Source organism: Bordetella genomosp. 8, from assembly GCF_002119685.1.
In the GTDB taxonomy this organism is placed as follows: Bacteria; Pseudomonadota; Gammaproteobacteria; order Burkholderiales; family Burkholderiaceae_B; genus Bordetella_C.
This window is the reverse complement of sequence record NZ_CP021108.1, coordinates 3,427,976-3,453,710: the sequence shown is the minus strand read 5'-3', so window position 1 is coordinate 3,453,710 and position 25,735 is coordinate 3,427,976. Positions and strand designations below refer to the sequence as shown.

The window sequence follows — 25,735 nt, the reverse complement described above, 5'->3', positions numbered from 1 at the left end:
CCCTCGTGATATCGATATGAACTTGGCCGCCCCTGAACCTGCGGCGGTGTCGAAATTATTGACTACATGGTTAATCAACACAAGATTTAAAGCCGGCTTGCCATGCAGTGTTTACCCTGAGATAGGCGTACAACACCTGGGAGGCGAGGGGGTTTTATTGACTGTACGGTCAAGGTAATTTAGAGTTCACGGCTTCCAGGAAACCCCGGAGTAGGCTGCAATGGAGATGACCGGCGAACAACGCATTCCCGCGCCGCGGGATGCGGTCTGGGCCGCGCTGAACGACCCCCAGGTACTGAAGGCCTGTATCCCGGGCTGCGAATCGATAGAACGGCAGGGCGACAACGAATACCGCGTCAGCATGCTGGCGGCGGTGGGACCGGTCAAGGCGCGTTTCCAGGGCCGGCTGGCCATCCATGACAGCGACCCGCCACGCGGCTACGCGCTGTCGTTCGAAGGTTCCGGCGGCGCGGCGGGATTCGGCAAGGGACAAGCCACGGTTGCACTGGCGCCGGCCGACGATGCGGGTTCGCCGGGCACCCATTTGACCTACACGGCCAGCGCCGAGGTCTCGGGCAAGCTGGCCCAGGTCGGCTCGCGCCTGATCGACGGCGTGGCCAAGCGGATGGCAGCGGAATTCTTCTCGCGTTTCAAGGGCAGTTTCGGACCGGCCGCCGACGTCACCGATGGCGCCGGGCCGGCCCCCGTGCCGGCGCGCGCCGCCCCGGCACCTCAAGCAGCGGGACGGACGCTGCCCGCGGCCGTCCAGGCCGGGCAGGACAGCGCCGCTGCCGGACTGCCCTCCCGGAATATCTACAAGGAACTGCGGGTCTGGCAGACGATCGCGGTCGCCGCGATCGCCGTGGCCTGCCTGGCGATCGGCTACATCGTCGGCGCGCATTGAGCGCCGGCCGGGACGCGATCCCGGCGCGGCGCGCCAGCCTGCCGGCCGCCCTCAGGCGGCGCTCGCCTCGTCCATCTGCTGCACCAGCCGTACGGGATCGACCGGTATCGCCGTCACGTGGATGCCGAAATCCGACAGCGCGTCGTCGATGGCCGATGCGATGGCGGACGTGACCGGGATGGTGCCCACTTCGCCCACGCCCTTCACACCCAGCGGATTCGCGTCCGTCGGGCTTTGCGTGAAGATCAGTTCCAGGCGCGGAATCTCGGTGGACGTCGGCAGCAGGTAATCGGCGAAGGTCGTCGTCAGCGGCTGGGCGTTGTCGTCATAGCGCATGTATTCGAACAAGGCATTCCCGATGCCATGTACGATGCCGCCGTGTATCTGGCCTTCGACGATCAAGGGATTGATCAGCCGCCCGCAGTCCTGCAGCGCGACGTAACGCAGGATGGCCACGTTGCCGGTATCGGGGTCGACCTCGACTTCGCAGGCATGGCAGGCGTTGGCGTAGGTCATGGCGTCGGGCTCCCAGCACACCGTCGCTTCCAGCCCCGCGCCGGTATCGGGCGGCAGGTCGTAGCCGGGTATGCCGCGCAGCGTGCGCGCGATCTGCGCCAGCGTGACGAATTTCTCGGGCTGGCCGCGCAGCCGCACCTTGCCGTCCAACAGCTCCAGGTCCTGTTCGTCGGCCTTCAATACGTGGGCGGCGACCTTGCGCGCCTTTTTCTCGACCTGGCGCGCGGCCAGCAGCATCGACGAGCCGCCCGTCACGGTCTGGCGGCTGGCGAAGCCGCCGATGCCCATGGAAATCGCCGACGTATCGCCGGTCAGCACGTTCACGTCGCCGACGGGCACATGCAGGACGTCGGCGACGATCTGGGCCATGGCGGTACGCAGGCCCTGGCCCATCGCCATGGCGCCGGTCGCGGCGCTGATGTGGCCGGTCGCCGATATGCGCACGGACGCCGACTCGAAAGGTCCGCGCCCGGTGCCCTTGACGGCATTGGCCAGCCCGATGCCGATATGGCGGCCCTGGGCGCGGGCCTCGGCCTTGCGGCGCGCGAAGCCGGCATAGTCGATGGCGCGCAGCACGGTGTCCTGGCTTTGCAGATAGTCGCCGGTATCCAGCGTGATGGGCTTGCCCGAACGCTGTTTGAGCGGCTTCACGTAGGGCAGCTTGTCGACCGTGACCAGATTGCGCCGCCGGACTTCCGCGCGGTCCAGTCCCATGCCCTGCGCGATGCGGTCCAGCAGGCGCTCCATGACGAAAGCGCCCTCCGGATAGCCCGCGCCCCGCACCGGGATGGTGTACACCTTGTTGGTCTGCGCCACGACGGCGTCGACGTGGAAGTTGGGCACCACATAAGGCCCGGTCACGCCCGTCACCGCGTTGTAGGGGCAGTTGATGCCCTGGGGCGTGTAGGCGCCCTGGTCGTGCACCATGCGGCCGCGGATCCCCAGTACGCGGGCATCGGCGTCCACGGCCACTTCCACGTCCCAGTACTGGTCGCGCTCCTGGATCGAGCACAGGAAGTGTTCGGCGCGGTCTTCTATCCATTTCACCGGCTGGCGCAGATGGAACGCCGCCGCCGCGATGGCGATTTCCTCGGGATAGATCAGGAACTTGGCGCCGAAGCCGCCGCCCACGTCGGGCGCGATCACGCGGATACGCGTCTCGGCCACGCCGAGCAGCTCGGCCAGGGTGAATTGCAGTTCATGCGCCATCTGGGTGGAAGACCACACCGTGAGCGTGTCGCGCAGCTCGTCGTATTCCGCCACCACGCCGCGCCCCTCCATCGGATGGGCGCCGCCGCGGTGCTGGTGCAGGGAATCCTGGAACACGTGCGCGGCTTGCGCGAAGGCCTTGTCGCAGTCGCCGTAGGCGACGGTGAAACGCGTCAGCGCATTGTCGGGGAACTCGGTGCGCACGCGCGGCGCCGCCGGGTCCAGGGCCTGCCGGCAATCACCGACCGCGGGCAGCGTCTCATAATCCACCTGCACGTCGCCGGCGCCGTCCTCGGCGGCATAGCGGCTGGTGGCGATGACCAGCGCCAAGGCTTCGCCGACGAAGCAGACCTCGTCGGGCGTCAGGACGTAAGGCGTGATGCCGGCCGGCAGCGCCGTCGTGGGAAAGCCCAGGGGCATGCGCAGGTTGGTCAGGTAGCGCGCCATCTCGGCCGCCGTGATGACCGCCACCACGCCTTCGCGCCGCAGCGCCGCGGCCGTGTCGATGCCGCGTATCCTGGCGTGCGCATGCGGGCTGCGCACGAAGGCCGCATACAGCCCCCCGGGAATGTCGACGTCGCCCACGTACTTGCCCTTGCCGCGCAGCAGGGGGCCATCCTCGACGCGTTCCACGCGGTCGCCTATCCTGCCGCCGGTTCGCGTACGCGCGGCATCGCCGGGCATGTCGGTCGCGGGCGCGTCCTTGGCGGCGCGCGCGGCGCCCGCGCCGCCGGCATGCTCATCGAAGCGGTACATCGGGTTCATGCTGCCTCACTCCGCTGGCGGCGCAGCGCTTCCATGGCCGCGGCCACGATGTTCTGGTAGCCCGTGCAGCGGCACAGATGCCCGGACAGCGCGTCGCGGATCGCCGCTTCGTCGGCGTCCGGCTGCTCGCGCAGCAGCTCGGTCAGCGTCATCAGGATGCCCGGCGTGCAGAAGCCGCATTGCAGGCCATGCAGGTCGTGGAACGCCTGCTGCAAAATATTGAGCCGGCCTTGCTCTTCGAGCGCTTCGACGGTCCGCAATTCATAGCGTTCGGCCTGCCGGGCCAGCATCAGGCAGCTGCGGGCGCTGTGGCCGTCCACCAGCACCGTACAGGCGCCGCATACGCCATGCTCGCAGCCCAGGTGCGTGCCGGTCAGGCCCAGTTCGTTGCGCAGGCAGTCGGCCAGCGTGGTACGCGATTCGACGATGGCCGGACGCTTTTCGCCGTTGACGCGCAGCACGATGGGGTGCAGCGCATTCCTGGGGTCGTGGTTCGCTGCCTCGTTCGTCTGGTGGTTCGCTTCGTGGTTCGCTTCGTTCATGTCGTGCTTCCGTGCGTGCCGGCGGCGCGCGCCAGGGCGTGTTCCATCGCCTCGTGCAGCAGGCGCGACGCCAGCCGCTGGCGATACCAGGCCGGGTAGGCGGGATCTTCCAACGCATCGCACAGCCGCGCCTGGTCCGCCGCGGCGCGCAGCGCGTCGCGATCGCCATTGCCTTCCAGCAGCAGGCGTTCCGCCTCCGGCAGGCGCACCGGCGCCGGACATACGCCGCCCAGGGCCAGGGCCGCGCGGGTCAGCCTGCCACTGCCGTCCCGTTCGACCAGGGCGCTGGCCGACGCCACGGCGAAATCGCCATGGCGTCGCGCGTACTCGACGAAATGCCAGCCATGTCCCTGCCGCCAGGGCCGCAGGCGGATTTCGGTCAGGAGCTCGTCGGCCGCCAGGCTGGTCGTCATCAGTCCCAGCCCGAATTCGCGCGCCGGTACCTCGCGGCGTCCGCGCTGGCTCTGGATGACCATGTGCGCGTCCAGCAGGACGCACATCGTGGGCAGCTCGGCCGATGGGTCCATATGGCACAGGCTGCCGCCGATGGTGCCGCGATTGCGCGTCTGCCGGTGGCCGACGTTCAGGATGGCGGCATGCAGCACCGGCAGGCGTTCGCGCACCAGCGCCGAAAACTCCAGGTCGCGCTGTCGCGTCATGGCACCGATGGCGATGTCCTCGCCTTCCTGGCGGATATAGCTGAGCCCTTCGACGCCGTTCAGATCGATGACGTCGTCCGGCATCGCCAGGCGCAGGTTCAGCATGGGCATCAACGACTGGCCGCCGGCGATCACGCGGGCGTTGGATGAACCGGCTAGCAGTCTCAGCGTGTCCTGCACCGTGCCGGGCAGGTGCAGGTTGAAAGGCGCGGGCTTCACTTCGATCCCTGGCTAGGCATATGGAAGGACGTTAAATCTTGGTCAGGTCCAGCGACGATTCGGCGAACAGTTCCTCGGGCGCCACCTTGCGCGCCGATAGTCCCTGTTCGTGGTGATAGCGCGTGAAGGTTGCCAGCACGTGCTTGTTGGCCTCGAAGCCGTAGCTCCAGTAGTCTTCGCCCATCAGCTTGCGCGCATCGTCGAATTCGGCCACGCCCCAGGGCAGGCTGTTGAACAGGTGGCCGATCTGGCCGAGTTCGTACATCGCGAATTCCTTGGCCTTGATGAAGGCCTTGAAGATGCTGACCGGCAGCCAGGGATGCTGCTCGACCAGCGACCGGCGCACGCCGATCACATGCATGGTCGGGAAGATGCCGGTGCGCCGGAAGTAGTCGGCCTCGGTCTCGCGGTAGTTGGGGAACAGCCGGTCGATATTGGGCGCCCCTTTCAGGAAACAGGAAGGCGCCCGCGCGCTGATCAGGCCGTCCAGCTCGCCGGCTTCCAGCATGCCCGACAGCGTCTTGTCGTCCGGAATCTGCTGCAGGTCGATGTCGTCGGGCAGCTTGATGGGCGCGCGCTCGCCGCGGCCCGCATCTTCCAGGCCGCCGCGGCGCCAGTGGACCGAGGCGGGCTTCAAGCCGAAGTCGTCCTGCAGGATGCCGCGTATCCATACGTTGGCGGTGATCTGGTATTCGGGCAGGCCGATTTTCTTGCCGGCCAGGTCGGCGCCGCTGCGGATGCCGCGGTCGGTGCGGACATATACCCCGGAATGGCGGAACAGCCGCGAGACGAAGGCGGGGATCGCCACGTACTCGTTCTGCCCGCGCGAGGTCATCATGGTGTGGCTGCTCAGGGACATCTCGGTGATGTCGAACTCCTGGAAGCGGAAGGCGCGGTGGAAGGCTTCTTCCGGCTCGACCGGCACGCCGATGATGTCGCAGCCTTCGACAGGCGCGCGACCGTCCAGCACCGCCCGCGTGCGATCGTAGTCGCACACGCCCAGACTCAACTGCAATTTGGCCACGATGGATCTCCAGATTCCGAACAGGTGTAAGGGGGGCGGGCGCCGGCTAGCGTAGCGTCTGGCGCGCGCGGTCTTGGGTATCTTGGGTGTCTTGAATGAAGGCCATGATTTCCCTGCCCAGCCAGTCCTCGCCGGCATTGAAGTGCGCGATGATGGACGTATGGTTGTGGCCGCGCGCGTAGGCCATGCGCGGCGACCGCCGCTTGGCGGCGGCCAGCCGGTTCGCCAGTTCCAGGCAGTACAGGTCGATCAGGGGATTCTCGTATTCCGCGTAGGCCACCATGGTGGGCGGGCTGTGCGCGCCGGCATGGGTCACGGCCGATACGTCGTCGTAGCGCGCGGCGTCGGTGCCGTAATAGGCTTCGACCTTGCGGGCATTGGGATTCTCGGCGATGTTTTCCGCGCGCACGCGGCCGCTGACGACGATCAGGCCGGCCAGGCCATGGCCGTCCGCGGGCTGGTGGCGGCCGTCGTAGGCATACGACGCCGCGTGCGCCGCGCCGGCGGAATGTCCCATCAGGTAGATGCGTCCGGGGTCGCCACCGTATTGGCCGATGTTCTCCCGCACCCAGGCAACCGCCCCGGCGACGTCCTGCGTCCCGCTGGGATAGGTATGCGCGGGCGCCAGGCGATATTCCATATTGACGCCGACGCAGCCCTGGCGCGCGAAGTAGTACAGCACGTTGGCATAGACTTCCGGGCTGCGGTCGCGATGGCCATCGACGAATGCGCCGCCGTGCACGAACAGCACCACAGGGCGCGATCCCGCGTGTCCGGGGGTGTAGATGTCCAGCACCTGGCGTTCGTCCTGGCCGTAGGCCAGATTGCGCACGACCTCCACCCCGTGCTTGGGCGCCGCCGCCAGGATGGGGCTGTAGGCGTCGACCATGCGGCGCACATTGGCGGCGACGTCCTGGCCCCAGCGCGGGCCGATGTCGGCCAGCAACTGGCGCAGGGAGTCGGGGATGGGCGGGGCCTGTTCCATGTCAGGCCACCGGCCGGATGCCGATGAACTTCATCTGCGAGAGCTCTTCCATCGCATAGCGCACGCCTTCGCGGCCGAAGCCCGATTGCTTGACGCCGCCAAAGGGGTAGGTGTCCAGCCGGAAGCGGCTGGCTTCGTTGACCCACATCGATCCGACGTCGAAATCGTCGGCGAAGCGCAACGCCCGCGCGATGTCGCGGGTGAACACCGCACCCTGCAGGCCGAAGGGGGAATCGTTGGCCAGCCGCAGGGCTTCCTCGACATCGGCGGCGCGTTCGACGACGACCAGCGGGCCGAATACCTCGTCGCACCACAGGCTGGCGCGACGCGGGACGTCGACCAGGATGCCCGGGGTGACCATGCAGCCATCCTGGCGCGGTTCCAGCGCATAACGGCCGCCATGGGCGACGGCATCGCGCGCCATGGCCATGACGCGATCGGCCTGGGCCAGGGACACCATGGGGCCCAGGTCGGCCTTGGCATCGTCCGGATCGCCCGCGCGCAGCGCGGCGGCGGCCTTGACGAAATGCGCCAGGAATTCCTCGTACACGCTGGCCGCGACGATGACGCGCTGGGCGGACACGCACTGCTGGCCGCTGGCTTCGAAGCCGGCGGCTGCTATGCGGGTGGCGGCGTCCGCCAGGTCGGCGTCATCCAGCACGACGTTGGCGGCGTTCGAACCCAATTCGGCGACGAACTTGCGCGCCCCGGCGGCGCGGATCAGGGCTTCGCCAGCGCGCGTACCGCCCGTGAAGGTGACCACCGACACTTCCTGCGCGCCCGCCAGGGCCAGGGCAGGCCCGCGGTCGCCGGTCACCACGTTGAACAGTCCCGGGGGCAGGCCCGCCTGGATGAACAGTTCGGCCACCTTGAGCGCGACGCGCGTACCGGCCGGATGCGGCTTGACCACGACCGCGTTGCCCACGGCCAGGGCAGGAGCCACTTTCTGTATGAGCAGGTTGATGGGCGCGTTGAAGGGCGTGATGGCGGCGACCACGCCATAAGGCACCCGCCGCGTCAGGCCGATGCGGCCGGCGCCGGCCTGCGTGACATCGAGCGGCAGGGATTCGCCGCCGAAGGTCTGGGCCTGCGCCACGGTGGCGCGAATGAACTGGGCGGCCCGGCCGACCTCGAAGGTCGCGGCCCGGCGCGGCTTGCCGATGTCGCGGATGATCAGCGTGACGAGCTCGGCGGCATGGGCTTCGATGGCTTCCGCGGCCTTGGACAGCCAGCTCATGCGGTCGGCGACGGGCAGCTTGCGTGCGGCCTGGAAGGCCTGGGCCGCGTCGCTCACGGCCTGCGCGACGACGTCGGCCGGGGCATCGATCAGGTCGCCCACGGACGATGTATCGATGGGAGAAACGAAGGGCAGCACATCGCCCGCATGGTCCACGCTCGCGCCGTGGATATAACTCTGGATCTTGGCCACCCGAACCCCTTGCCATGTGGTCTGGACGCCGCTCGCGGGCGCCTGTCTATGGGCTCGAATGTTTAACTAGTTGGTCAACGATGTCAAGGTGGGAAAGGGATTACCCTAGGGTCTGCCGGACCCCAAGTGTTGTGGACAGGACGCCGCGCGCGATTGCGGTGTGCGAGGCGGTCGCGCGAATAACCTTCAAGGTAACCAATTGGTCAACTAGACCGCAGGGCGGCAGGTGCCGCCCGCGTTCAGTTGCGTGTGGGGATGAACTCCGGCCGCAGGATGCCGACCAGGTCCTTGTAGGGAATCGACAGTTCCGGTTCGCCGTAGGAGTAGGGCGCGATCGAATAGGCGTCGTACTTCACCACCATCCCGTCCCGCGTCAGCGCGAAGTTGTCCGTGGGTTCGTAAGGCCACATCTTGTCGTAGGCGGCGGGATCGCGCTTGTAGTCGTCGTTGGTCTTCAGCCAGCGGGCGTGCGCGGCTTTCAGTGCCTCGACATATTGCGGACCGCGGCCCGGCAGGATGGCTTCGCCCAGGGCGAGCACCCGTCCCTTGCTGCGCTCCCAGTTCATGTATTGGGTGGCCGGTATGGGATGGGCTGCACCGGTCACGTATTGGCCGGTATGCAGCTCGATGGCAATGATGTCGCCGACCGTGTCCTTGACGCTGGCCTTGAACCAGGTCTCGTCACGCGGCTGGGCCGTCTGGAAGAAATACTGCGCGTATTCGTTCAGCGTTTCGTACTGGCCGCGGCGGTAGCGGTCCAGGCCGGTCATGTAGGCCAGCACGTGGTCCACCAGGGCGGTCAGCTTGGGGATGCCGGGAAAGGCGACGGAATCGACCTCGATGCGAGGGCAACCGCCGCTGCAGCCCGGCTTGGTTCTGGTCCACTTCACGCTCTCGACCTTCACGTCGCCGGCATCGGCGGCCGGGGCGTTCGCCGACGCCAGGCTGATGTCCGCGGGGGGCGAACTGCCGCAGGCCGCCAGCAGCGCCAGCGCGCACGCCATGATGCCACCCGCGGCGCCGCGCGCCACGCGGGCGGTCCAGGGCCGGCCCCGCCTTGCCGGCGTTGCGTTTCGATGGATGGGGATGGCGGGACTCGGAAAGGGCATCATGGCTCCGGTGGATCTGTTCGCGGCGGGACGTCTCATGGCACCTGCGTCAGCCAGTCCTCGCTGGCGAAACGCTCGCGCGCCTGGCGGTCGGCTTCGGCGAGTTCGGCATCGGTGATCGCGCCGGGGCGCAGGCCGTGCCGTTCCTGGAAGACTTGGATCATGCGGTCGATGATCTGTTCCCTGGGCATGCCGGTCTGCGTCAACAGGGGATCAACGCGCTTTTTCGCGCTGGTCGTGCCTTTGTCGGACAGCTTCTCACGCCCGATGCGCAGGACCTGCACCATCTTGTCGGCGTCGATGTCATACGCCATGGTGACGTGATGCAGCACCGCCTGCCCGCGCCGCGCCTGGGCCGCGCCGCCGATCTTGCCGCCATCGGACGTGATGTCGTTCAAGGGCTGGTACCAGGCCTTGATGCCCAGCGACTGCAGCGCTTCCAGCGTCCATTGGTCCAGGAAGGCATAGGACTCCTGAAAGCTCATGCCCTGGACCAGCGAGAGCGGCGCGTAGATCGAATACGTGATGGTGTTGCCCGGTTCGACGAACATCGCGCCGCCGCCGCTCACGCGGCGCACGACCTGCACGTCATGGCGGCGCGCGCCTTCCGGATCCACTTCGTTCTTCAGCGACTGGAAGCGGCCGATCACCACGGCGCGCGCGGCCCATTCCCAGAACCGCAGGGTAGGGGGACGGCGTCCGGCGGCCACCTCGTCGCACAGCACCGCATCCAGCGCCATGTGCTGCAGGGGCGTGCGCGGGCCTTCCCGGATCAGCCGCCAATCGTGGTCGCGCCAGTCCGTGCGTGTCATGCCAGCGCCCTCCGTACCGCCACCGCCACGGCTTCGGGCGTGAACCCGAACATTTCCGTGCCGCGCGGCAGGGCCAGCGCCACCGCCAGCGCGATTTCAGCTTCGCTGGCACCGGCGGACAGCCCGGTCAGGGCCCGGTCGATCTCCGCCAGCGCCTCGGGCGGCTCCAGGAAAAAGTCGCCGCTGATGCTGACCTGAGACAGCGCATCGCCGTCGACTTGCACATCGGCCACGACGAGCTTGCCGCCGGGCACCTTGTATTCGCCATGCATGGGAGATTCCTCTCAACGAGCGCCGTCCGCCGTGGCGGCGACGCGTGCGTCGATGTTAAGCCATGCCCGGCCTTTACGCTTTGCATGCCCCCGCGCGGCGCGGCCATGGCCGCCAGTTCAGCGTCACGCCCGCTACCGCCAGCAGGATCAGCGAAATGCCCAGCGCCTGGGCCAGATCCAGGCGCTGTCCGAAGAAGGCATAGTCGACCAGGATGGCCACGGCGGGATAGATGAACGACAGGGCGGCCAGCATCGACGTGGCGAGCTTCTGGATCGCCGAATAGAGCAGGATGTACATCAGGCAGGTATGCACCACGCCCAGCACCACCAGGCAGGCCCACTGTGCGGGCAGGGTGGGCAAGGCGGAAAAATCGGCCAGCGGCGCCAGCATCACGATGCCCACGACCGCCTGCACCAGGGCCAGCAGATGCGGCGGAATATGCGCCAGACGCTTGATGATGATCGCCGTAACGGCGTACAGGGCGCCGGCGCCCAGGCCCAATGCCAGGCCCAGCAAGTGGCCCTGGCGCGGCGTTGCCTGTTCGCTGCCCAGGTCCAGCAGCAGCAACAGGCCGCCGAACGCCACCACCGACCAGGCCACCTTGCCCAGGCCAGGGCGTTCGCCCAGAAAGGCGGCGCCCAGTCCCATCAGAAAGAAGGGCTGGAAGTTGTAGACGGCGGTCGACAGCGAGATGGACGCCAGCCGGTAGGCGGAAAACAGCAGCACCCAGTTCATCACCAGGGCGGCGGCCGCCGCCACCGCCATCAGCAGGCTCGCGCGGTTGAAATAGCGCCGCGACAGCAGGCCGGCCGCCTGGCAGTAGACCAGCAGCGCCAGGGCGCCGAATACGCAGCGGAAAAACACGACATTGAAGGGCGCCTGCCCGGAGGCCAGCACGAAGTAGCCCAGCGTGCCGGACATGGTCATCGCCGTGCTCATTTGCACGACGCCCATGCGTTCGTTTGGTGTAGCCATGATGGCGATCCTCGGTGTATCGCGTCTGCGATTCGCTATGCCCTGGTGGTCGGCGCCGTCGCGCGGGCTTGCGCGGCAGGCCGCTTCGAAGTAAGTTCCAGGACAAATTATCCCAGCCGGATCAGACGATTTACATGGTTTGATTGCGGAATTTTGAGCGCCAGGGCTGCATTACGGAGGCAAAAATGGCAGTTTCCCTTAATAATCGAGATGTCGGCCTGGACGCGGTCGACAGGCGCCTGATCACCTTGCTTTGCGCCAACGCGCGGGCCCCGGTCGCCGAGCTCGCCAGGGCGGTCGGCATGTCCTCTCCCAGCGTGGCCGACCGCCTGCGCCGCCTGGAGGAATCCGGGGTCATACGCGGCTACACGGTGGATATCGATCCCGAAGCACTGGGCTACGCGCTGCAAGCCATCGTGCGGGTGCGGCCGATGCCGGGCCAACTGCGGCATGTGGAAGCCCTGCTGAAAGAGATTCCGGAGTTCATCGAGTGCGACAAGGTGACGGGCGAGGATTGCTTTGTCGCCCGGGTGGTGCTGCGGTCCATCACCCATCTGGACCAGATCCTGGACCGCGTCACGGAATACGCGGAAACCAACACCGCCATCATCAAGGACGCCACCCTGCGCCGCAGGCTGCCGCCGCTGGCCTGATGGCGGCCGGCTACGCCTGGGACAGCGCGTGCGCGACGGCCAGCAGCCTGGCCTCGGACAGCGGGCGGCCTATCAGCTGCGCCCCGATCGGCATGCCGTTGCCGTCCGTGCCGATCGGCACGCTCAGCACTGGCAATCCCAGATAGTTGAAGGCGCGGGTCAGGCGGGTGATCGCCGCGACCACGCCGAAGACGCGACCCTTGCCTTCCATGTCGGCTTCCGCGCGGGTAGGTACCTGGATCGGTATGGTGGGGCAGACCAGCACGTCAGCCTGCGCCATGGGCCCGGACAACCATGCTTGCACGAGCTTCGCGCGCGCCAGCAAGGCCTCCGCGTAGCGCACGGCGGGAATGTGCAAGCCGGCCTCGGTGCGCGAATAGACCGCTTGCGAATAACGTTCCGGCGTGCGGCGCATCCATTCGGCATGGATGGTCGCGCCCTCGACCTTGGCGATCACGTCGCCCATCGCATAGCAGGCCGGCAAGTCGTCGAAGCGGGCGCGACCGCCCGCGTCGAACATGCTCGCGGCGCCCTTCATGAACGCTGCCAGGGCATCGGCGATGGCGTCGTCATAGGGTTCCAGGCCGTCCAGCAGCGCCACTCGCGTGCCCGATGCGCCGGCCGCGATCGCGGCCGCGTAGTCGGGCACCGGCGCGTCCAGGCTGGTCGGGTCGGCCGCGTCATGACCGGCCACCGCCTGCAGGATCAATCCGCAATCCAGCGCGCTGCGCGCCAGCGGCCCGATGCAGTCCAGCGACCAGGCGCGTGGAAAGCAGCCGCGCCGCGACACCAGGCCGTAGGTGGTCTTGAGTCCGTAGACGCCGTTCATGGACGCGGGTGTGCGGATCGAACCGCCGGTGTCGGACCCCAACGATCCGTACACGGCGCCGGCGGCGACCGCAACCGCCGATCCGCTCGACGAGCCGCCCGCGATGCGCGCGGGATCGTGTGCATTGCAGCAGTCGCCCCAGTGCGGGTTCTGGCCGGTCGGGCCCGATACCATCTCGTTGAGGTTCAACGGGCCCAGGTCGACGGCGCCGGCGGCGTCCAGCCGCTGCAGCACCGCGGCGTCGGCCTCGCCAGGCGTATCGGGCAGGACCTTCGAGCCCACCGTCATCGGCAGGCCCGCGCGGGTGTAGCAGTCCTTGTGCGCCAGGGGGATGCCGTGCAGCGGGCCGCGCCAGCGGCCCTGCGCCAGCTCGCGGTCGCGTTCGCGCGCCTGCTCCAGCGCGCGCTCCGCCCAGATGGCGATGAAGGGATTGAGCACGGGCTGCACCTCGGCCGCCCGCGCCAGCGCCTGGCGCGTCAAGGCCTCGGCGCTGATTTCGCCACGCCGGATCAGCGACGATACGTGAGCCAACGATGCATGACTCTGGCCCCGGGCATGCGCAGGAGATGCCGACGCCGATGCGGACACGAATTCCGCCGTGGATGCCGATCCCGACCCCGGCGCCGCGCCGGCCACGGGATCGGCCGCCATCGCATCGCGCATGCGCATCATCACCCCGGGGTAATCCTGTGGATGCAATCCCGGCGTCAGCCGATCCCGCACGCCTTCGCGCACGGCGTCATTCAGCCGCAACACTTCCGCGGCCACCTGGCCGGGATCCGTGCGCGATACGAGACCGTGCAGCCGGGTTGTCATGGCCGCCACGGCCGCTTGCATTTCCGGCAGGCCATCGCCGCCGGCTTCAACAGGTCGGTTCATGCTTCGATCGTCATCGGGTGATGTCTGGGGTGATGGCAAAGCAGCTCCGCTCACGCCGAGCAGGCCGCCACGATGGCGGGAGCGATCGCGGCCGGCTTGTCCGCCGGCCCGTAGCGCCGTATCGGCAAGCCGTCGCGTCCCACCAGGAACTTGGTGAAGTTCCACTTGATGCCCTGCGTACCGAGCAAGCCCGGCCGTTCCCGCTTCAGCCACCGGTACAAAGGGTGCGCATGCTCGCCGTTGACGTCGATCTTGGCGAACAGCGGAAAGGTCACGTCATAGTGCAGCGCACAGAAGCGCTTGATCTCCGCCTCGTCGCCCGGTTCCTGGTGGCGGAACTGGTCGCAGGGAAAACCCAGCACCGTGAAGCCCGCATCGACATGTTCGCGATAAAGGGCTTCCAGCCCCTCGTACTGCGGCGTGAAACCGCAGCGCGACGCGACGTTGACGATCAACACGACACGTCCGGCGTACTCGCGCAGCGAGCGCTGCGCGCCGTCGATGTCGACGGCGGAAAAATCGGCAAGAGTGGCCATGGCGGCTTCCGGCATCATCCACAGGGAAGGGCGATTGTAGAGGCACCCGAAAGCTTGCCCGGAAAGCAGTATCGTTGCACGCAAAGACAAGGAGGAGGCGCCATGACCCCGCCATCGATGACGGACCGTCTGGAAGCCATGCTGGCCTCGGGCCGGGATGACAAGCTGTTGCGATATACCCTGGGCAAGGCTTACGCCGAAGCCGGCGATTTCGACAAGGCCTGCCTCCACCTGGAGACGTCGGTCGCCTACGACCCCGACTACTCCGTCGCCTGGAAATGGCTGGGCAAGGCCCGCCTGGGCAAGCAGGACAGCGAGGGCGCGCGCGAAGCTTGGGAACGCGCATCCGCCGTCGCCAGCGCGCACGGCGACGCGCAGGTGGTGAAGGAAGTCACGGTGTTCCTACGCAGATTGGATCGCTAGGCGCAAGTCGAAGTGTTGGAAGGACGTCACACCACCCATGCCACCCGCGTAGGTTTGAGCTGCAAAACGAAAACAGATGTGACCGCTGCGTGGCCGCTGGAACATCGATGCCCAGAGGCCGCCGCGTGCCGTGCCGTCGCACGGTCAAACCGTGAAACACGCGCCGCCTCGTACCATGTTGACGCTCTGGTTGTCCCGGATTTGTAATGCGCTGGGATAAGTACGGCCAGACGCAATGGGATACTTGATGGATCTACGTCCGCCCTTCTTCAAAGGGGCATCCACCAGTCGCAAGTCGACGCATGGTGCGCTTACTGCTTTATGGCAGTCGGCCGAGATGCCCGAAGAAGCGCTGGGCTATGTCGATTTGCCGGGCGCCGATCCTGTGCTCCCATCTTCGTTTTCCGTCGGCATGGCGGCCCAGTGCAGCATGGCGGCGGCGGCGCTGGCCGCTGGCGAAATCTGGCACATGCGCGGCGGGCGCCGGCAGCGGGTGTCGGTGGACATGCGTCACGCCGTGCAGGAAACCCGCGGCTATTTCACGCTGGATGGCGTACAGCAGAACGCCTGGGACAAGATCACCGGTGTCTACCGCTGCGGCGACGGCAACTGGGTACGCATCCACGCCAATTTCGAGCATCACCGCGATGGCGCGTTGGCGCTGCTGGGCTGCCCGACCGGCGCCACGGTCGAGCGTCGCGCAGTGGAACGCGCGCTGTCGCGCTGGAGCGCGCTGGAATTCGAAGAAGCCGCCGCCGAGGCCGGCCTGGTGGTCGCGGCCCTGCGCACCTTCGACGAATGGGATCGCCATCCCCAGGGCATCGCGGTGTCCCAGCTGCCGCTGGTCTCGATCGAACGCATAGGCGATGCGCCGGAACGGCCGCTGCCGCGCTACGGCAACGATCCACGTCCATTGCAGGATATACGGGTGCTGGACCTGACTCGCATCATCGCCGGGCCGGTTTGCGGACGCACGCTGGCCGCCTACGGCGCCGATGTCATGCTGATGAACTCCCCCGAACTGCCCAACATCAACGCCATCGCTGAAACCAGCCGCGGCAAGCTTTCGGTGCTGGCGGACCTGGAAACCGCGACGGGCCGCATCACGCTGGGCAACCTGCTGCGCAGCGCACACGTGTTCGTGCAAGGCTACCGGCCCGGCGCGCTGGAGTCGCAAGGCTTCGGTCCCGAGGATGTCGCCCGCCTGCGTCCCGGCATCGTGTATGTGTCGCTGTCCGCCTATGGCCACGTCGGGCCCTGGGCGCGGCGCCGCGGCTTCGATTCCCTGGTCCAGACGGCCAGCGGCTTCAACCACGCCGAGGCGCAAGCCGCGGGGCAGGAAGCGCCGCGGCCCATGCCGGTGCAGATATTGGACTACGCCAGTGGCTATCTGATGGCTTTCGGCGCGCAGGCCGCGCTGGCGCGGCAGGCGACCGAAGGTGGCAGCTGGCACGTGCGCGTGTCGCTGGCGCAGACGGCGCGCTGGCTCAGGAGCCTGCCCCGCGTACCCAATGGTTTCACCTGCGCCATGCCGCAGCTGGATGCATATCTGGAAGAAACCTCGTCGGGCTTCGGCAGGCTGGTGGCGGTCCGCCACGCGGCGCGCTTTTCGGCGACGCCCGCGAAGTGGGCCCGGCCGTCGGTGCCGCCGGGCACCAATCCGACCGTCTGGCCCTTCAGCTAGCGGGCGGGGCGCAGGCGGGCGGATCGACGGATTGCGGCGCCGCACGTTGGCAGGGCATCGGGCGCGCAGTAGACTTGCGGCCCGGCGCCCAAGGCGCGTCATCCATACAGGTCCCGCCATGTCCACTACCATCTATCACAATCCGCGCTGCGGAACGTCACGTACGGTCCTGGAGATCCTGCTAGAGGCCGGCGTCACGCCCACCATCGTCGAATACCTGAAAACGCCACCGTCACGCGATACCTTGAAGTCCATGATCGCGCAGGCGGGAATCGGCGTGCGCGACGCCGTACGCGCCAAGGAGCCGGTTTACCAGGAGCTGGGCCTGGACGCGGCGGACGTCGGCGACGAGCGCCTGCTCGACGCGATGATGGAACACCCCATCCTGATCAACAGGCCATTCGTAGTGACGCCCATGGGCACGCGCCTTTGCCGGCCGGCCGAAGTCGTGCGCGAGATACTGCCGGCCTGATTCACTGCTGCGCATTCCCACGCCGCCACTGCCGCAGCGCGTCCAGGGTGTTGGCGACGTGGTGCTCCGGATTGCTGTCCGTATAGGAATAGATGACCTTGCCGGGCGGCACGATCACATAGGAAATGCGCTGCGCCCGCTCGGGGTTGCGGTCGTGCACCGCATCGTAGGTCTGCATGATGCGCTGGTCGGCATCGGCCGCCACCGCGAACTTGCTCTGGCAGGCGCTGACGGAAAACCGCTGCAGCACGTCGATGCCGTCAGCCGAGACGCCGACCACGCGCGCGCCCAGTTCGCGGTATTGATCCGTGGCTTCCGCGAAGTCATGGGCTTCCACGGTGCAGCCCGCCGTGAAGGCGGCGGGGTAGAAGTAGAGCACCACCGGCCCTTCGCGCAGGGCCTGCGCCATCGAGAACTGGAAGACCTGTCCTCCCATCGCCGCCGACGTCGAAAAGTCGGGCGCCGTCGCCCCGACGGGCAGGGCCCCCCACGCCATGGGCGCGGCGGCAAGGGCGGCTAGCAGGGACAGCGCGGCAGCGGGTTTTCTCATGGCGACCTCGGGGTGGCGGAAGATGCGTATTATCGCTGCGCCTCGCGTATCTGCTGCTGGCGCGCCTCGCGATGCGCGCTCTGCCTGCCCTGGATCTCGCGTTGCTGCGCGTTGTCGTGCCGGGAAATCTCGCGTTGCGCCTGGCGGCTTTGATTCTGCCACTGTTGGCGCGATTGCTGTTGTTCCCGCTGACGCAGGCGTTCCTGCTGCTGCATCTGCCGCTGTTGCGCCGCCAGCTGCTGCGTCACCGCGCGCTGGTTGCGGTCGTATTCCTGCCGCACCGCCTGCTGCCGTGCGTCGCCCTCGCGCTGGTTGGTCCGTTGCAGTTGCTGGCGATTCTGCTGCTGCTGTTGTTGCTGGCGGAGTTGCTGCTGCTGTTGCTGTTGCTGCTGCAACTGCTGCTGGCGGAATTGCTGCTGCTGCTGGTCCTGCTGCAACTGCTGCTGGCGAAACTGCTGCTGCTGGCGCGCGTCGTTCTGCAACTGCTGGCGGTACTGATCGCGCTGCGACTGCTGGCGCTGGTCGAGCTGCTGTTGCTGGCGCTGCTGGAATTGCTGCTGTTGCTGTTGCTGGCGCTGCTGCGCCTGCTGTTGCTGCAATTGCTGCTGCTGCCTTTGCTGTTGCTGGCGCAACTGCTGCTGGTACAGGCTGTCGCCAGGCTGCGCGGGCTGCTGCAACTGGCGTTGCTGCAGTTGCTGCTGGTCGCCTCTATCCTGCAACTGCTGTTGCTGCAATTGCTGCTGCATGCGCAGTTGTTGCCGCTGCGTCTCCTGCTGCTGCTGGAGCTGTTGCGGATACGTCGGGTAGGAAGGACTGGTCTGGGCCACGCGCTGCGCGTCGCCGGTGCGCTGGCGCAGTTCCTGGCGCTGCATGGCGGCCTGGCGCTCCTGGCCCTGCAGGCGCTGGTCCAACTGGCGTTGTTGCCCTTCCATCTGCCGGGCCTGGCCGTTCTTCCCCGGCCATTGGGCACCCGGCCATTTGTTGTCCGCGCTGCCGGCAGGGTGCGCGAACGCGGCCTGCGGCGGCCGGCCCTGGTTCACGGACATGTACTGCTGGCGGTCGCGGCCGGCGTGGCGGTCCAGGTCGGTCTGCGCGCGCAGGGGTGGAGCATGTCTTTCATGCTGCGCCGCCAGCTCGCGCGCATCGGGCCCCCGGCGCAGGCCATTCGGGCCGCCGTAGTAGCTCACCCGCGGGCCTTGCGGCGGCGGCAGGGAAACGGGATGGCTGTACACGTAGCGCGACTTCCCCGGCACGATGCGCGTGACTTCCCGGTTGTAATAGAAGTGGCGGTCGCGCCAGTAGCCTCCGACGTAGCCGCGACCCGTATAGCCATAGCCGTAGTCGATACCGCCGTAGTAGCCCACGTGGGGGCCCCAGTAGCCGCTGCGCCAGCGATATACCGGCGCCGCATACACCCAATACCCGGGCGTCCACAGCGCGCCGACGAAAGGCGCGAGCATCCAGACGCCAGGCACCCAGTAGAAGCCGTAGGCGTTGCGGGCCCAATACCCCGGCACCCACATGTAGCCGTCGCCGGGCGAGGGCGGCTGCTCATAGGCCGGCAAGGGGGGAGGCGGCTCGTTCGAGCTATCCAATACCGCCAGATTGGCATCGGCCGGATCGCCGCCCGCCGCCGCGCCGTCCGCGGCATAGCCCTGGTCATCGCCGCCGTACTGCGCGGGATATTGCGTGGGATCCTGGGCGGCCTGGTCCGGCGGCGCGCCGGTCGAATACTGCACGGAACCGTCAGGCCCCGCGTCCGCCGGAACGGATGACGAATAAGTCGTTTGCGCGCGCAGTGGCGTCAGGCCTGACATGCTGGCGGCAACCAGGAGCGCCCCGATTGCCAGACGCCGGATGCGCGGAGGATAGATCGTATCCATGACACCCCCACATCGTTCATGCGTCTCGTCAATAACCGTAATAGTAGTGGTAGGGCGCGGGGTAGTAATACACCGGCGCCGGCCGGTGGTAATAGGCCGGCCGTGCCGGCACCACCACGCAGCCACTCAAGGTACTGGTCACCGCCAAGACTGCAAAGAGCTTCTTCATGCCTGACTCCTGTAATGCACCGCGATGCGGTACACGGAATCAGTGTAGATATGCTGTCTGGATACGGACGGCTTTGAAACCGTTTTGAAATGGGCGCGGGGTTACGAATTCCTACGCTGCGTACAGCGTGTGTCCTACAGGCATGCAAGTGCTTCCAGGCGTGAGCCAGATGACAGGAGTAAAAGCAAGACGGCCCCGCGCGGATCGCACGAGGCCGTCGAAATGCCACCCCCGGAGGGGCCGAAGCCGCCCCTTCAGTTGAAGCGGCCCCCCGCGCCGCCGACGCTGAAGCGTCCGGCGCCCATCATCGCGATGGCGATTGCCGTGAACAGGTACATGCCTTGCAATTCCAGCTGCCAGCCGCCCTGGCCATTGAGTTGGAACAGCTGCCCGCTGTGGACCAGCGAGAAAGCCACCAGCATGTTGATGGCGATGATCAGCGCGCCCAGGCGCGTGAATATGCCGGCGATGATCAGGATGGGCGCGACCACCTCGCCGATGTAAACGAAGTAGGCGATGAAAGAGGGCAGGCCATGCGCCTGCACCATCCCGGCAATGCCGCCCACGCCGTGGGTCATCTTGAATATGCCGTGCAGCAGGATAAGAACGCCCAGCACCAGTCGTAGGATAAGCTTGGCTGCGTCGTCATGTCGGGTCATCGTTTTGTTCTCAAGGTTGATGTGGGGGGAAGCAATCACCGAGGCCCGCAAGGGTTTGCACCGGGCGCCGGTACAAGCCCCGCAATTATGGCAAATCTTTCCGTCCTGATCAGCATCGCGGGTGCTATGGGCGGATCAGCGTGGATTTTCCAAAAAGGCTCTCGACCAGATCCACCACCACTTCCGCGGTCTGGTTGCGCATGTCCCTGGCCGGATTCAGCTCCATCAGGTCCAGCGATCCCAGGCGGCCGGTGTCGGCGATCATCTCCATGCACAGTTGCGCTTCCCGGTAGGTCGGGCCGCCCAGCACCGGCGTGCCCACCCCCGGGGCCACCACCGGATCGAGGAAGTCGGCGTCGAAGCTGACGTGCAGGTGGGTGTCCTCGGTGAGGTCCGCCAGGGCCATCTCCATGGTCTGGCGCATGCCGTTTTCATCGATATAACGCATGTCGAAGACCTTGATCCCGAGCGCCCGCAACTGGCGCTTTTCTTCCGCGTCGACGCTGCGGATGCCGATCTGCCGGATGGCCGCGGGGTCGGGCACGGCCGGGTGGATATCCGCCAGCCGGGTCAGTTCATCCGGGCCGTCGCCGCACAGGCAGGCGATCGGCATGCCGTGGATATTGCCGGTCGGGCTGATCATATGGGTGTTGGCGTCGGCGTGTGCGTCCAGCCACAGCACCATCAGCGGCTTGCCGGCGTCGCGGCAATGTTGCGCAATGGCGCTGATGGAGCCGATCGCCAGGCAATGATCGCCGCCCAGCAGGATCGGAAAGCGCCCGTTGCGCCGCGACGTCAGCACCGCCTGGTAGACCGCGCGATTCCATTGCACGACCTCGTCCAGGTTGCGGATGCCGGCCGGTGCCGCGCTGGCCGGATTCGGCGGCCCCGCCAGGTTGCCGGTGTCGTTGACCTCGAGTGCGTGCCGCGCCAACGCCTGCTGCAGGCCGGCTACACGCAAGGCCTCCGGCCCCATCGACGCGCCGCGTATGCTCGCCCCGACATCGGTCGGCGCGCCGATGAGATCGATCGTTTCCTTCATCGTCTACTCCTGAAACGTCCCGCCCGCGGCTAAGATGCGAAGGGTAACGCCATATCGCCATTCTGGCAGGACATCGTCATGATCCTAATCGTATACGCCCATCCCTATCCGCGGCATTCCCGCACCAATCGTGCCATGCTCGCGGCGCTGGACGACGTGCCGGAAGTGCGCGTGCGCTCCCTGTACGACCTGTACCCGGACTTCCACATCGACGTGGCGGCCGAACAGGCGGCGCTGGCCGACGCCAGCGTGGTCGTGTGGCAGCATCCCCTGCATTGGTACGGCGCGCCGGCGCTGTTCCGGCAATGGATGGACAGGGTGCTGGAACACGGTTGGGCGTATGGCGTGGACGGCGCCGCCCTGCGCGGCAAGGCCCTGATGTGGGCCGTGACGACGGGCGGCGCGGCGGACGATTTCGCGCATTGCGCCGACGCCGACCTGGGCGTACTGGCCCAGCCCCTGCGCAGCGCCGCGGAGCTGTGCGGCATGCAATGGCTGCCGCCCTATGCGGTGCATGGCGCCGTGACGCTGGACGCCATGGCGCTGGCGACGGTGGCGACGGGCTACCGCGACGTGCTGGCGCGCCATGCGGCCGGTACCGCCGCGGCCAGCCCGGCCAGCCCGGCCAGTCTAGCCAGCCCCGCAAGCCCGGCCATGACGGAGGCCGGACATGGATAAGGCGTTCCTGCTGGAAGTCCTGGAGTACCTGGCCGCGGCGGTCATCTTCGTACCGCTGGCGATGCGGGCGCGCATGGGTTCGGTGTTGGGATACCTGATCGCCGGCTGCGTCATCGGGCCCTGGGGCCTGCGCGTGGTGGAAGATCCCGAGCAGATCCTGGGCTTTGCTGAAATCGGCGTCGTCCTGATGCTGTTCCTGATCGGGCTGGAGCTCGACCCCCGGCGCCTGTGGCACATGCGCGTACCGGTTTTCGGCGGCGGCGCGCTTCAGGTCGGATTGTGCGGCGCGGCATTGGCAGCCTTCATGGCATGGCTGGGCCTGGCCTGGCCGGTGGCGGCGCTGGTGGGTTTGACCCTGGCGCTGTCGTCCACCGCGGTGGCGATGCAGGCCATGGGCGAACGCAGCCTGCTGCAGACGACCCTGGGCGAAAGATCCTTTTCGGTACTGTTGTTCCAGGACCTGGCGGCCATTCCGCTGATCGCCATGATTCCCCTGCTGGCGGGCGGCCAGGCCGGCGAAGGCGGCGACAGCATCGGCCTGGCGACGCTGAAGATCGTCGCGGCGGTGGCGGTGGCGGTGGTGGTGGGCCGCTACCTGGCGCGGCCGCTGCTGCGCTTCGTGGCCCGTTCGGGCCTGCGCGAAGTCTTCAGCGCGGTGGCGCTGCTGCTGGTCATCGGCGTGGGTGAGCTGATGGAACACGCCGGTCTGTCGATGGCCATGGGCGCCTTCCTGGCGGGCGTGCTGCTGGCCAGCTCCGAATACCGGCATGCGCTGGAAAGCGATATCCAGCCGTTCAAGGGCCTGCTGCTGGGCCTGTTCTTCATGGGCGTGGGCATGTCGATCGACTTCGGCACGCTGCTGCAGCGTCCGCTGATGATCCTGGGCGTGCTGGCGGGCTTCCTGGTGTTGAAGTTCGCGGTCCTGTACGCGCTGGGCCGCCTGTTCGGCGCGCAGCGTGGCCGTTGCCTGATGTTCGCCACCTTGCTGGGGCAGGGCAGCGAATTCGCCTTCGTGGTGTTTTCGACGGCGCGCGCGGCCGACGTGCTGCCCGAGGACTGGTCGCGCGTGCTGACCCTGGTGGTGGCGCTGTCGATGGCGGCGACGCCGGTGATCCTGGCGTTGCTGGACGTGCTGGAACGCCGCCAGCCCAAGAGCACGCGGGCCACCGACGAGATCGAGGACGACGGGGCGCGCGTCATCATCGCGGGCTTCGGCAGGTTCGGGCAGATCGCCGGGCGCCTGCTGCTGGCCAATGGCGTCAAGGTCGTGATCCTGGACCACGATCCGGACAACATCGATACGGTGCGCAAGTTCGGCACCAAGGTGTTCTATGGCGATGCCACGCGGTCGGACCTGCTGGAAACGGCGGGCGCGGCACGGGCGGAAGTCATCGTCAACGCCATCGACAGCGTGTCCGACAGCCTGCGCCTGGTCGATGTCGTGCAGCGCGACTTTCCCAATCTGCGCGTGGTCGCGCGGGCGCGCGACGCCGTGCATTACTTCCAGCTGCGCAAGCGCGGCATCGATATGGTCGAGCGGGAATTGTTCGAGTCGTCGCTGCTGGCCGGCCGGCGGGCGCTGGAGGCGCTCGGGATGGGCGCCTACGAGGCCAAGGAAGTGGCGGACGCCTTCCGCATCAACAACATCGCCATGCTGGAAGAGACCGCGCCCCGGTTCGAGGACGACGGCTTTCGCATCACGGTCGCCCGGCGTGCTCAGGATACGCTGGAAAAATCCATCTCGCGCGACCGCGAATTGTCGCGGGTGGCGCACCGCGTGCCATGGGGCGGCGAAGCCGAGCCGCAACGGCGGGAGCAGGACCAGGCAGCCTGACGGTCGCTGGCGTAGGGATCGCGCGGCGGCCGTGCGCCGCCGCGGCGTGCTCAGGTGCCCTGGATGCGCTTGCCGCTTTCCTGGTCGAACCAGTGCAGGGGGTGGCGGCCGTCCGGACCGATGTTCATCTGGTCGCCAGGCTTGATGATCGCTTCCTGCAGCTGCCGCGTGGTGCAACGCACGACGATGTCCGCGTCGCCGCAGCGTCCGTGGACCAACTGCTCGGATCCCAGCGTTTCCACCATTTCGATCTCGACGCGCATGCCGGGTGCGTTGAGCACCATGTGCTCAGGCCGCACGCCCAGGATCGCGTTGCGTCCACGCACCGCCGAAGGAACGTCGGTGGGCGCGATCGCCAGGTCCAGGCCGGCGGTGGTCTTCAGCGTGCCGTCACCCTGCACGTTGACCGGCACCAGGTTCATCGGCGGCGATCCGATGAAACCCGCGACGAACGTGGAGGCAGGGCGCTCGAAGACTTCCATCGGCGTACCGATCTGTTCCGGCACGCCCTTGTTCATGACGATCATGCGGTGGGCCAGCGTCATCGCTTCCACCTGGTCGTGGGTCACGTACAGGCTGGTGGTGCCCAGGCGCCGATGCAGCTTCAGCAGTTCCAGGCGCATCGCCACGCGCAGCTTGGCGTCCAGGTTGGACAGCGGCTCGTCGAACAGGAACACCTTGGGTTCGCGCACGATCGCGCGGCCCATCGCCACGCGCTGGCGCTGGCCGCCGGACAGTTGGCGCGGCCGCCGTTCCAGCAGATGGCCCAGCTCGAGGATCTGCGCGGCGGCTTCGACGCGCTTGCGGATCTCGTCCTTGGACATCTTGCGGATCTTCAGCCCGTACGCCATGTTCTGGAACACGCTCATGTGCGGATACAGGGCGTAGTTCTGGAACACCATCGCGATATCGCGCTCGGCCGGCTCCAGGTGGTTCACCGTCTTCCCGTCGATCTGGATTTCGCCGCTGGTCACGGTTTCCAGCCCCGCCACCATCCGCATCAGCGTGGATTTGCCGCAGCCTGACGGGCCGACGATGACGACGAACTCGCCATCGGCGATGTCCACGTCTATGCCGTGGATCACCGGGATGTTGCCGGCGTAGGTTTTCTTGACGTTGCGAAAGCTTAGAGTAGCCATGTGAAGATTCGGTGAGTTGCGGCGGCGATCACTTTTCAGTGTCCACGAGGCCCTTGACGAACCACTTCTGCATCAGGATCACGACAAGCGCGGGCGGAAGCATCGCCAGCATGGCCGTGGCCATGGTGATGTTCCATTCCGTGACGCTGTCGCCCCCGCTGACCATGCGCTTGATGCCGATCACGATGGGGTACATGTCTTCCTGCGTCGTGATCAGCAGCGGCCACAGGTATTGGTTCCAGCCGTAGATGAACTGGATGACGAACAGCGCGGCGATGCTGGTGCGCGACAGCGGCAGCAGCACGTCCCGGAAAAAGCGCAGCGGGCCGGCGCCGTCGATGCGCGCGGCTTCCACCAGTTCGTCCGGCACGGTCAGGAAAAACTGGCGGAACAGGAAGGTGGCGGTGGCGGACGCGATCAGCGGCAGCGTCAGGCCGGCGTAGCTGTTCAGCAGCCCCAGGTCGGCGACGACCTTGTAGGTCGGGGCGATGCGGACTTCCACCGGCAGCATCAGCGTGACGAAGATCATCCAGAAGAAGAACATGCGCCCGCGGAAGCGGAAGTACACCACCGCGAAGGCGGACAGCAGCGAGATGAGAATCTTGCCGATGGAAATGCTCAGCGCCATCACCAGGCTGACCCACAGCATGCGGCCCACCGGCGTGCCGCTGGAACCGCCGCCGGATCCGGCGAACAGCGCCTGCAGGTAGTTCTCGACGAAATGCGAACCGGGCAGCAGCGACATGGGCGCGTTGGCCACTTCCTGCGCCGTCTGGGTGGAGGCGACGAAGGTGACGTACAGCGGAAACGCGACCACGGCCACGCCGCAGAGCAGTATCACGTGGGCCAGGATATCCAGCCAGGGTCGGCGCTCAACCATAAAG

General features: G+C 67.1%; 26 protein-coding genes. 7 read left to right on the top strand and 19 right to left on the bottom strand.

Going from position 1 to position 25,735, the window contains the following annotated elements; all coding sequences use genetic code 11:
* Positions 1 to 220 precede the first annotated feature (220 nt).
* Complete coding sequence (locus CAL12_RS15655; RefSeq protein WP_086065467.1) at positions 221 to 904, top strand: CoxG family protein; 684 nt, start codon at positions 221 to 223, stop codon at positions 902 to 904.
* A 51-nt stretch (positions 905 to 955) separates the two neighbouring features.
* Here CAL12_RS15655 and CAL12_RS15650 read toward each other — a convergent pair whose 3' ends face one another.
* The 10 genes from CAL12_RS15650 to CAL12_RS15610 form a co-directional block, all read right to left on the bottom strand.
* The gene (locus tag CAL12_RS15650) at positions 956 to 3,394 is read right to left on the bottom strand and encodes a xanthine dehydrogenase family protein molybdopterin-binding subunit (RefSeq protein WP_232464538.1); all 2,439 of its coding nucleotides are present in this window, start codon (positions 3,392 to 3,394) and stop codon (positions 956 to 958) included.
* Positions 3,391 to 3,936 carry a (2Fe-2S)-binding protein gene (locus tag CAL12_RS15645; RefSeq protein ID WP_086065464.1) on the bottom strand — a complete coding sequence of 182 codons (546 nt, stop codon included), beginning with the start codon at positions 3,934 to 3,936 and terminating at the stop codon, positions 3,391 to 3,393. Before CAL12_RS15645 ends, CAL12_RS15650 begins: the two co-directional genes overlap by 4 nt.
* Positions 3,933 to 4,814 carry an FAD binding domain-containing protein gene (locus CAL12_RS15640; protein WP_232464537.1) on the bottom strand — a complete coding sequence of 294 codons (882 nt, stop codon included), beginning with the start codon at positions 4,812 to 4,814 and terminating at the stop codon, positions 3,933 to 3,935. Before CAL12_RS15640 ends, CAL12_RS15645 begins: the two co-directional genes overlap by 4 nt.
* 31 nt (positions 4,815 to 4,845) lie before the next feature.
* Positions 4,846 to 5,841, bottom strand: coding sequence for a 4,5-dihydroxyphthalate decarboxylase (locus CAL12_RS15635; RefSeq protein WP_086067913.1), 996 nt, complete (start codon positions 5,839 to 5,841; stop codon positions 4,846 to 4,848).
* Between the two features lie 43 nt (positions 5,842 to 5,884).
* Positions 5,885 to 6,823: an alpha/beta hydrolase gene (locus CAL12_RS15630; RefSeq protein WP_086065462.1), complete on the bottom strand. Its 939-nt coding sequence runs from the start codon at positions 6,821 to 6,823 to the stop codon at positions 5,885 to 5,887.
* A gap of 1 nt (position 6,824) precedes the next feature.
* Complete coding sequence (locus CAL12_RS15625) at positions 6,825 to 8,252, bottom strand: aldehyde dehydrogenase family protein (RefSeq protein ID WP_157793011.1); 1,428 nt, start codon at positions 8,250 to 8,252, stop codon at positions 6,825 to 6,827.
* A 239-nt stretch (positions 8,253 to 8,491) separates the two neighbouring features.
* On the bottom strand, positions 8,492 to 9,256 hold the full coding sequence (locus CAL12_RS15620) for an RsiV family protein (protein ID WP_086067912.1): 765 nt from the start codon (positions 9,254 to 9,256) through the stop codon (positions 8,492 to 8,494).
* Between the two features lie 140 nt (positions 9,257 to 9,396).
* Positions 9,397 to 10,173: a lipoate--protein ligase family protein gene (locus CAL12_RS15615; RefSeq protein WP_198298250.1), complete on the bottom strand. Its 777-nt coding sequence runs from the start codon at positions 10,171 to 10,173 to the stop codon at positions 9,397 to 9,399.
* Positions 10,170 to 10,445: a biotin--protein ligase gene (locus CAL12_RS28315; RefSeq protein WP_179283371.1), complete on the bottom strand. Its 276-nt coding sequence runs from the start codon at positions 10,443 to 10,445 to the stop codon at positions 10,170 to 10,172. Before CAL12_RS28315 ends, CAL12_RS15615 begins: the two co-directional genes overlap by 4 nt.
* Before the next feature lie 73 nt (positions 10,446 to 10,518).
* A complete protein-coding gene (locus CAL12_RS15610; protein WP_086065457.1) occupies positions 10,519 to 11,421 on the bottom strand; it encodes a DMT family transporter in 903 nt (300 codons plus the stop codon).
* Positions 11,422 to 11,606: 185 nt separating this feature from the next.
* Here CAL12_RS15610 and CAL12_RS15605 point away from each other — a divergent pair, with 185 nt between their 5' ends.
* Positions 11,607 to 12,074, top strand: coding sequence for an Lrp/AsnC family transcriptional regulator (locus CAL12_RS15605; protein ID WP_086065455.1), 468 nt, complete (start codon positions 11,607 to 11,609; stop codon positions 12,072 to 12,074).
* A 10-nt stretch (positions 12,075 to 12,084) separates the two neighbouring features.
* Here the strand turns inward: CAL12_RS15605 and CAL12_RS15600 are convergent, their stop codons facing one another.
* On the bottom strand, positions 12,085 to 13,782 hold the full coding sequence (locus CAL12_RS15600) for an amidase (protein WP_086065453.1): 1,698 nt from the start codon (positions 13,780 to 13,782) through the stop codon (positions 12,085 to 12,087).
* A 50-nt stretch (positions 13,783 to 13,832) separates the two neighbouring features.
* A complete protein-coding gene (locus CAL12_RS15595) occupies positions 13,833 to 14,318 on the bottom strand; it encodes a glutathione peroxidase (protein WP_086065451.1) in 486 nt (161 codons plus the stop codon).
* Between the two features lie 102 nt (positions 14,319 to 14,420).
* On the opposite strand from CAL12_RS15595, the gene CAL12_RS15590 reads away from it, so the two are divergent.
* The 3 genes from CAL12_RS15590 to arsC all read left to right on the top strand — a co-directional run bounded on the left by CAL12_RS15590 (position 14,421) and on the right by arsC (position 16,897).
* A complete protein-coding gene (locus CAL12_RS15590; protein ID WP_086065449.1) occupies positions 14,421 to 14,741 on the top strand; it encodes a tetratricopeptide repeat protein in 321 nt (106 codons plus the stop codon).
* Between the two features lie 235 nt (positions 14,742 to 14,976).
* Positions 14,977 to 16,425, top strand: a complete 1,449-nt coding sequence (locus CAL12_RS15585) for a CoA transferase (RefSeq protein ID WP_086065448.1) — start codon at positions 14,977 to 14,979, stop codon at positions 16,423 to 16,425.
* 118 nt (positions 16,426 to 16,543) lie between these two features.
* The gene (gene arsC / locus CAL12_RS15580) at positions 16,544 to 16,897 is read left to right on the top strand and encodes an arsenate reductase (glutaredoxin) (RefSeq protein ID WP_086065446.1); all 354 of its coding nucleotides are present in this window, start codon (positions 16,544 to 16,546) and stop codon (positions 16,895 to 16,897) included.
* A gap of 1 nt (position 16,898) precedes the next feature.
* On the opposite strand, the gene CAL12_RS15575 is transcribed toward arsC, so the two are convergent.
* The 5 genes from CAL12_RS15575 to rocF form a co-directional block, all read right to left on the bottom strand.
* A complete protein-coding gene (locus CAL12_RS15575) occupies positions 16,899 to 17,447 on the bottom strand; it encodes a peroxiredoxin (RefSeq protein WP_086065445.1) in 549 nt (182 codons plus the stop codon).
* 29 nt (positions 17,448 to 17,476) lie between these two features.
* The gene (locus tag CAL12_RS28310) at positions 17,477 to 19,330 is read right to left on the bottom strand and encodes a YXWGXW repeat-containing protein (protein WP_232464536.1); all 1,854 of its coding nucleotides are present in this window, start codon (positions 19,328 to 19,330) and stop codon (positions 17,477 to 17,479) included.
* 28 nt (positions 19,331 to 19,358) lie between these two features.
* Positions 19,359 to 19,499, bottom strand: coding sequence for a hypothetical protein (locus CAL12_RS28305; protein ID WP_179283369.1), 141 nt, complete (start codon positions 19,497 to 19,499; stop codon positions 19,359 to 19,361).
* Positions 19,500 to 19,753: 254 nt separating this feature from the next.
* Complete coding sequence (locus CAL12_RS15560) at positions 19,754 to 20,158, bottom strand: DoxX family protein (RefSeq protein ID WP_086065444.1); 405 nt, start codon at positions 20,156 to 20,158, stop codon at positions 19,754 to 19,756.
* 124 nt (positions 20,159 to 20,282) lie between these two features.
* Positions 20,283 to 21,200 carry an arginase gene (rocF, locus tag CAL12_RS15555; RefSeq protein WP_086065443.1) on the bottom strand — a complete coding sequence of 306 codons (918 nt, stop codon included), beginning with the start codon at positions 21,198 to 21,200 and terminating at the stop codon, positions 20,283 to 20,285.
* 78 nt (positions 21,201 to 21,278) lie between these two features.
* Between rocF and kefF the strand changes: the two genes are divergently transcribed.
* Both kefF and kefC read left to right on the top strand, forming a co-directional pair.
* A complete protein-coding gene (gene kefF, locus CAL12_RS15550) occupies positions 21,279 to 21,878 on the top strand; it encodes a glutathione-regulated potassium-efflux system oxidoreductase KefF (RefSeq protein WP_086065441.1) in 600 nt (199 codons plus the stop codon).
* Positions 21,871 to 23,712, top strand: a complete 1,842-nt coding sequence (gene kefC / locus CAL12_RS15545) for a glutathione-regulated potassium-efflux system protein KefC (RefSeq protein WP_086065439.1) — start codon at positions 21,871 to 21,873, stop codon at positions 23,710 to 23,712. Before kefF ends, kefC begins: the two co-directional genes overlap by 8 nt.
* A gap of 50 nt (positions 23,713 to 23,762) precedes the next feature.
* On the opposite strand, the gene CAL12_RS15540 is transcribed toward kefC, so the two are convergent.
* Together CAL12_RS15540 and ugpE are read right to left on the bottom strand one after the other, a co-directional pair.
* Positions 23,763 to 24,851 (bottom strand): sn-glycerol-3-phosphate import ATP-binding protein UgpC, encoded by a 1,089-nt coding sequence (locus CAL12_RS15540; protein ID WP_086065437.1) that lies wholly within the window; start codon positions 24,849 to 24,851, stop codon positions 23,763 to 23,765.
* Between the two features lie 28 nt (positions 24,852 to 24,879).
* Entirely contained in the window at positions 24,880 to 25,731 is an 852-nt protein-coding gene (gene ugpE / locus CAL12_RS15535; protein WP_086065435.1) for a sn-glycerol-3-phosphate ABC transporter permease UgpE, read from the bottom strand.
* Positions 25,732 to 25,735: the final 4 nt, after the last annotated feature.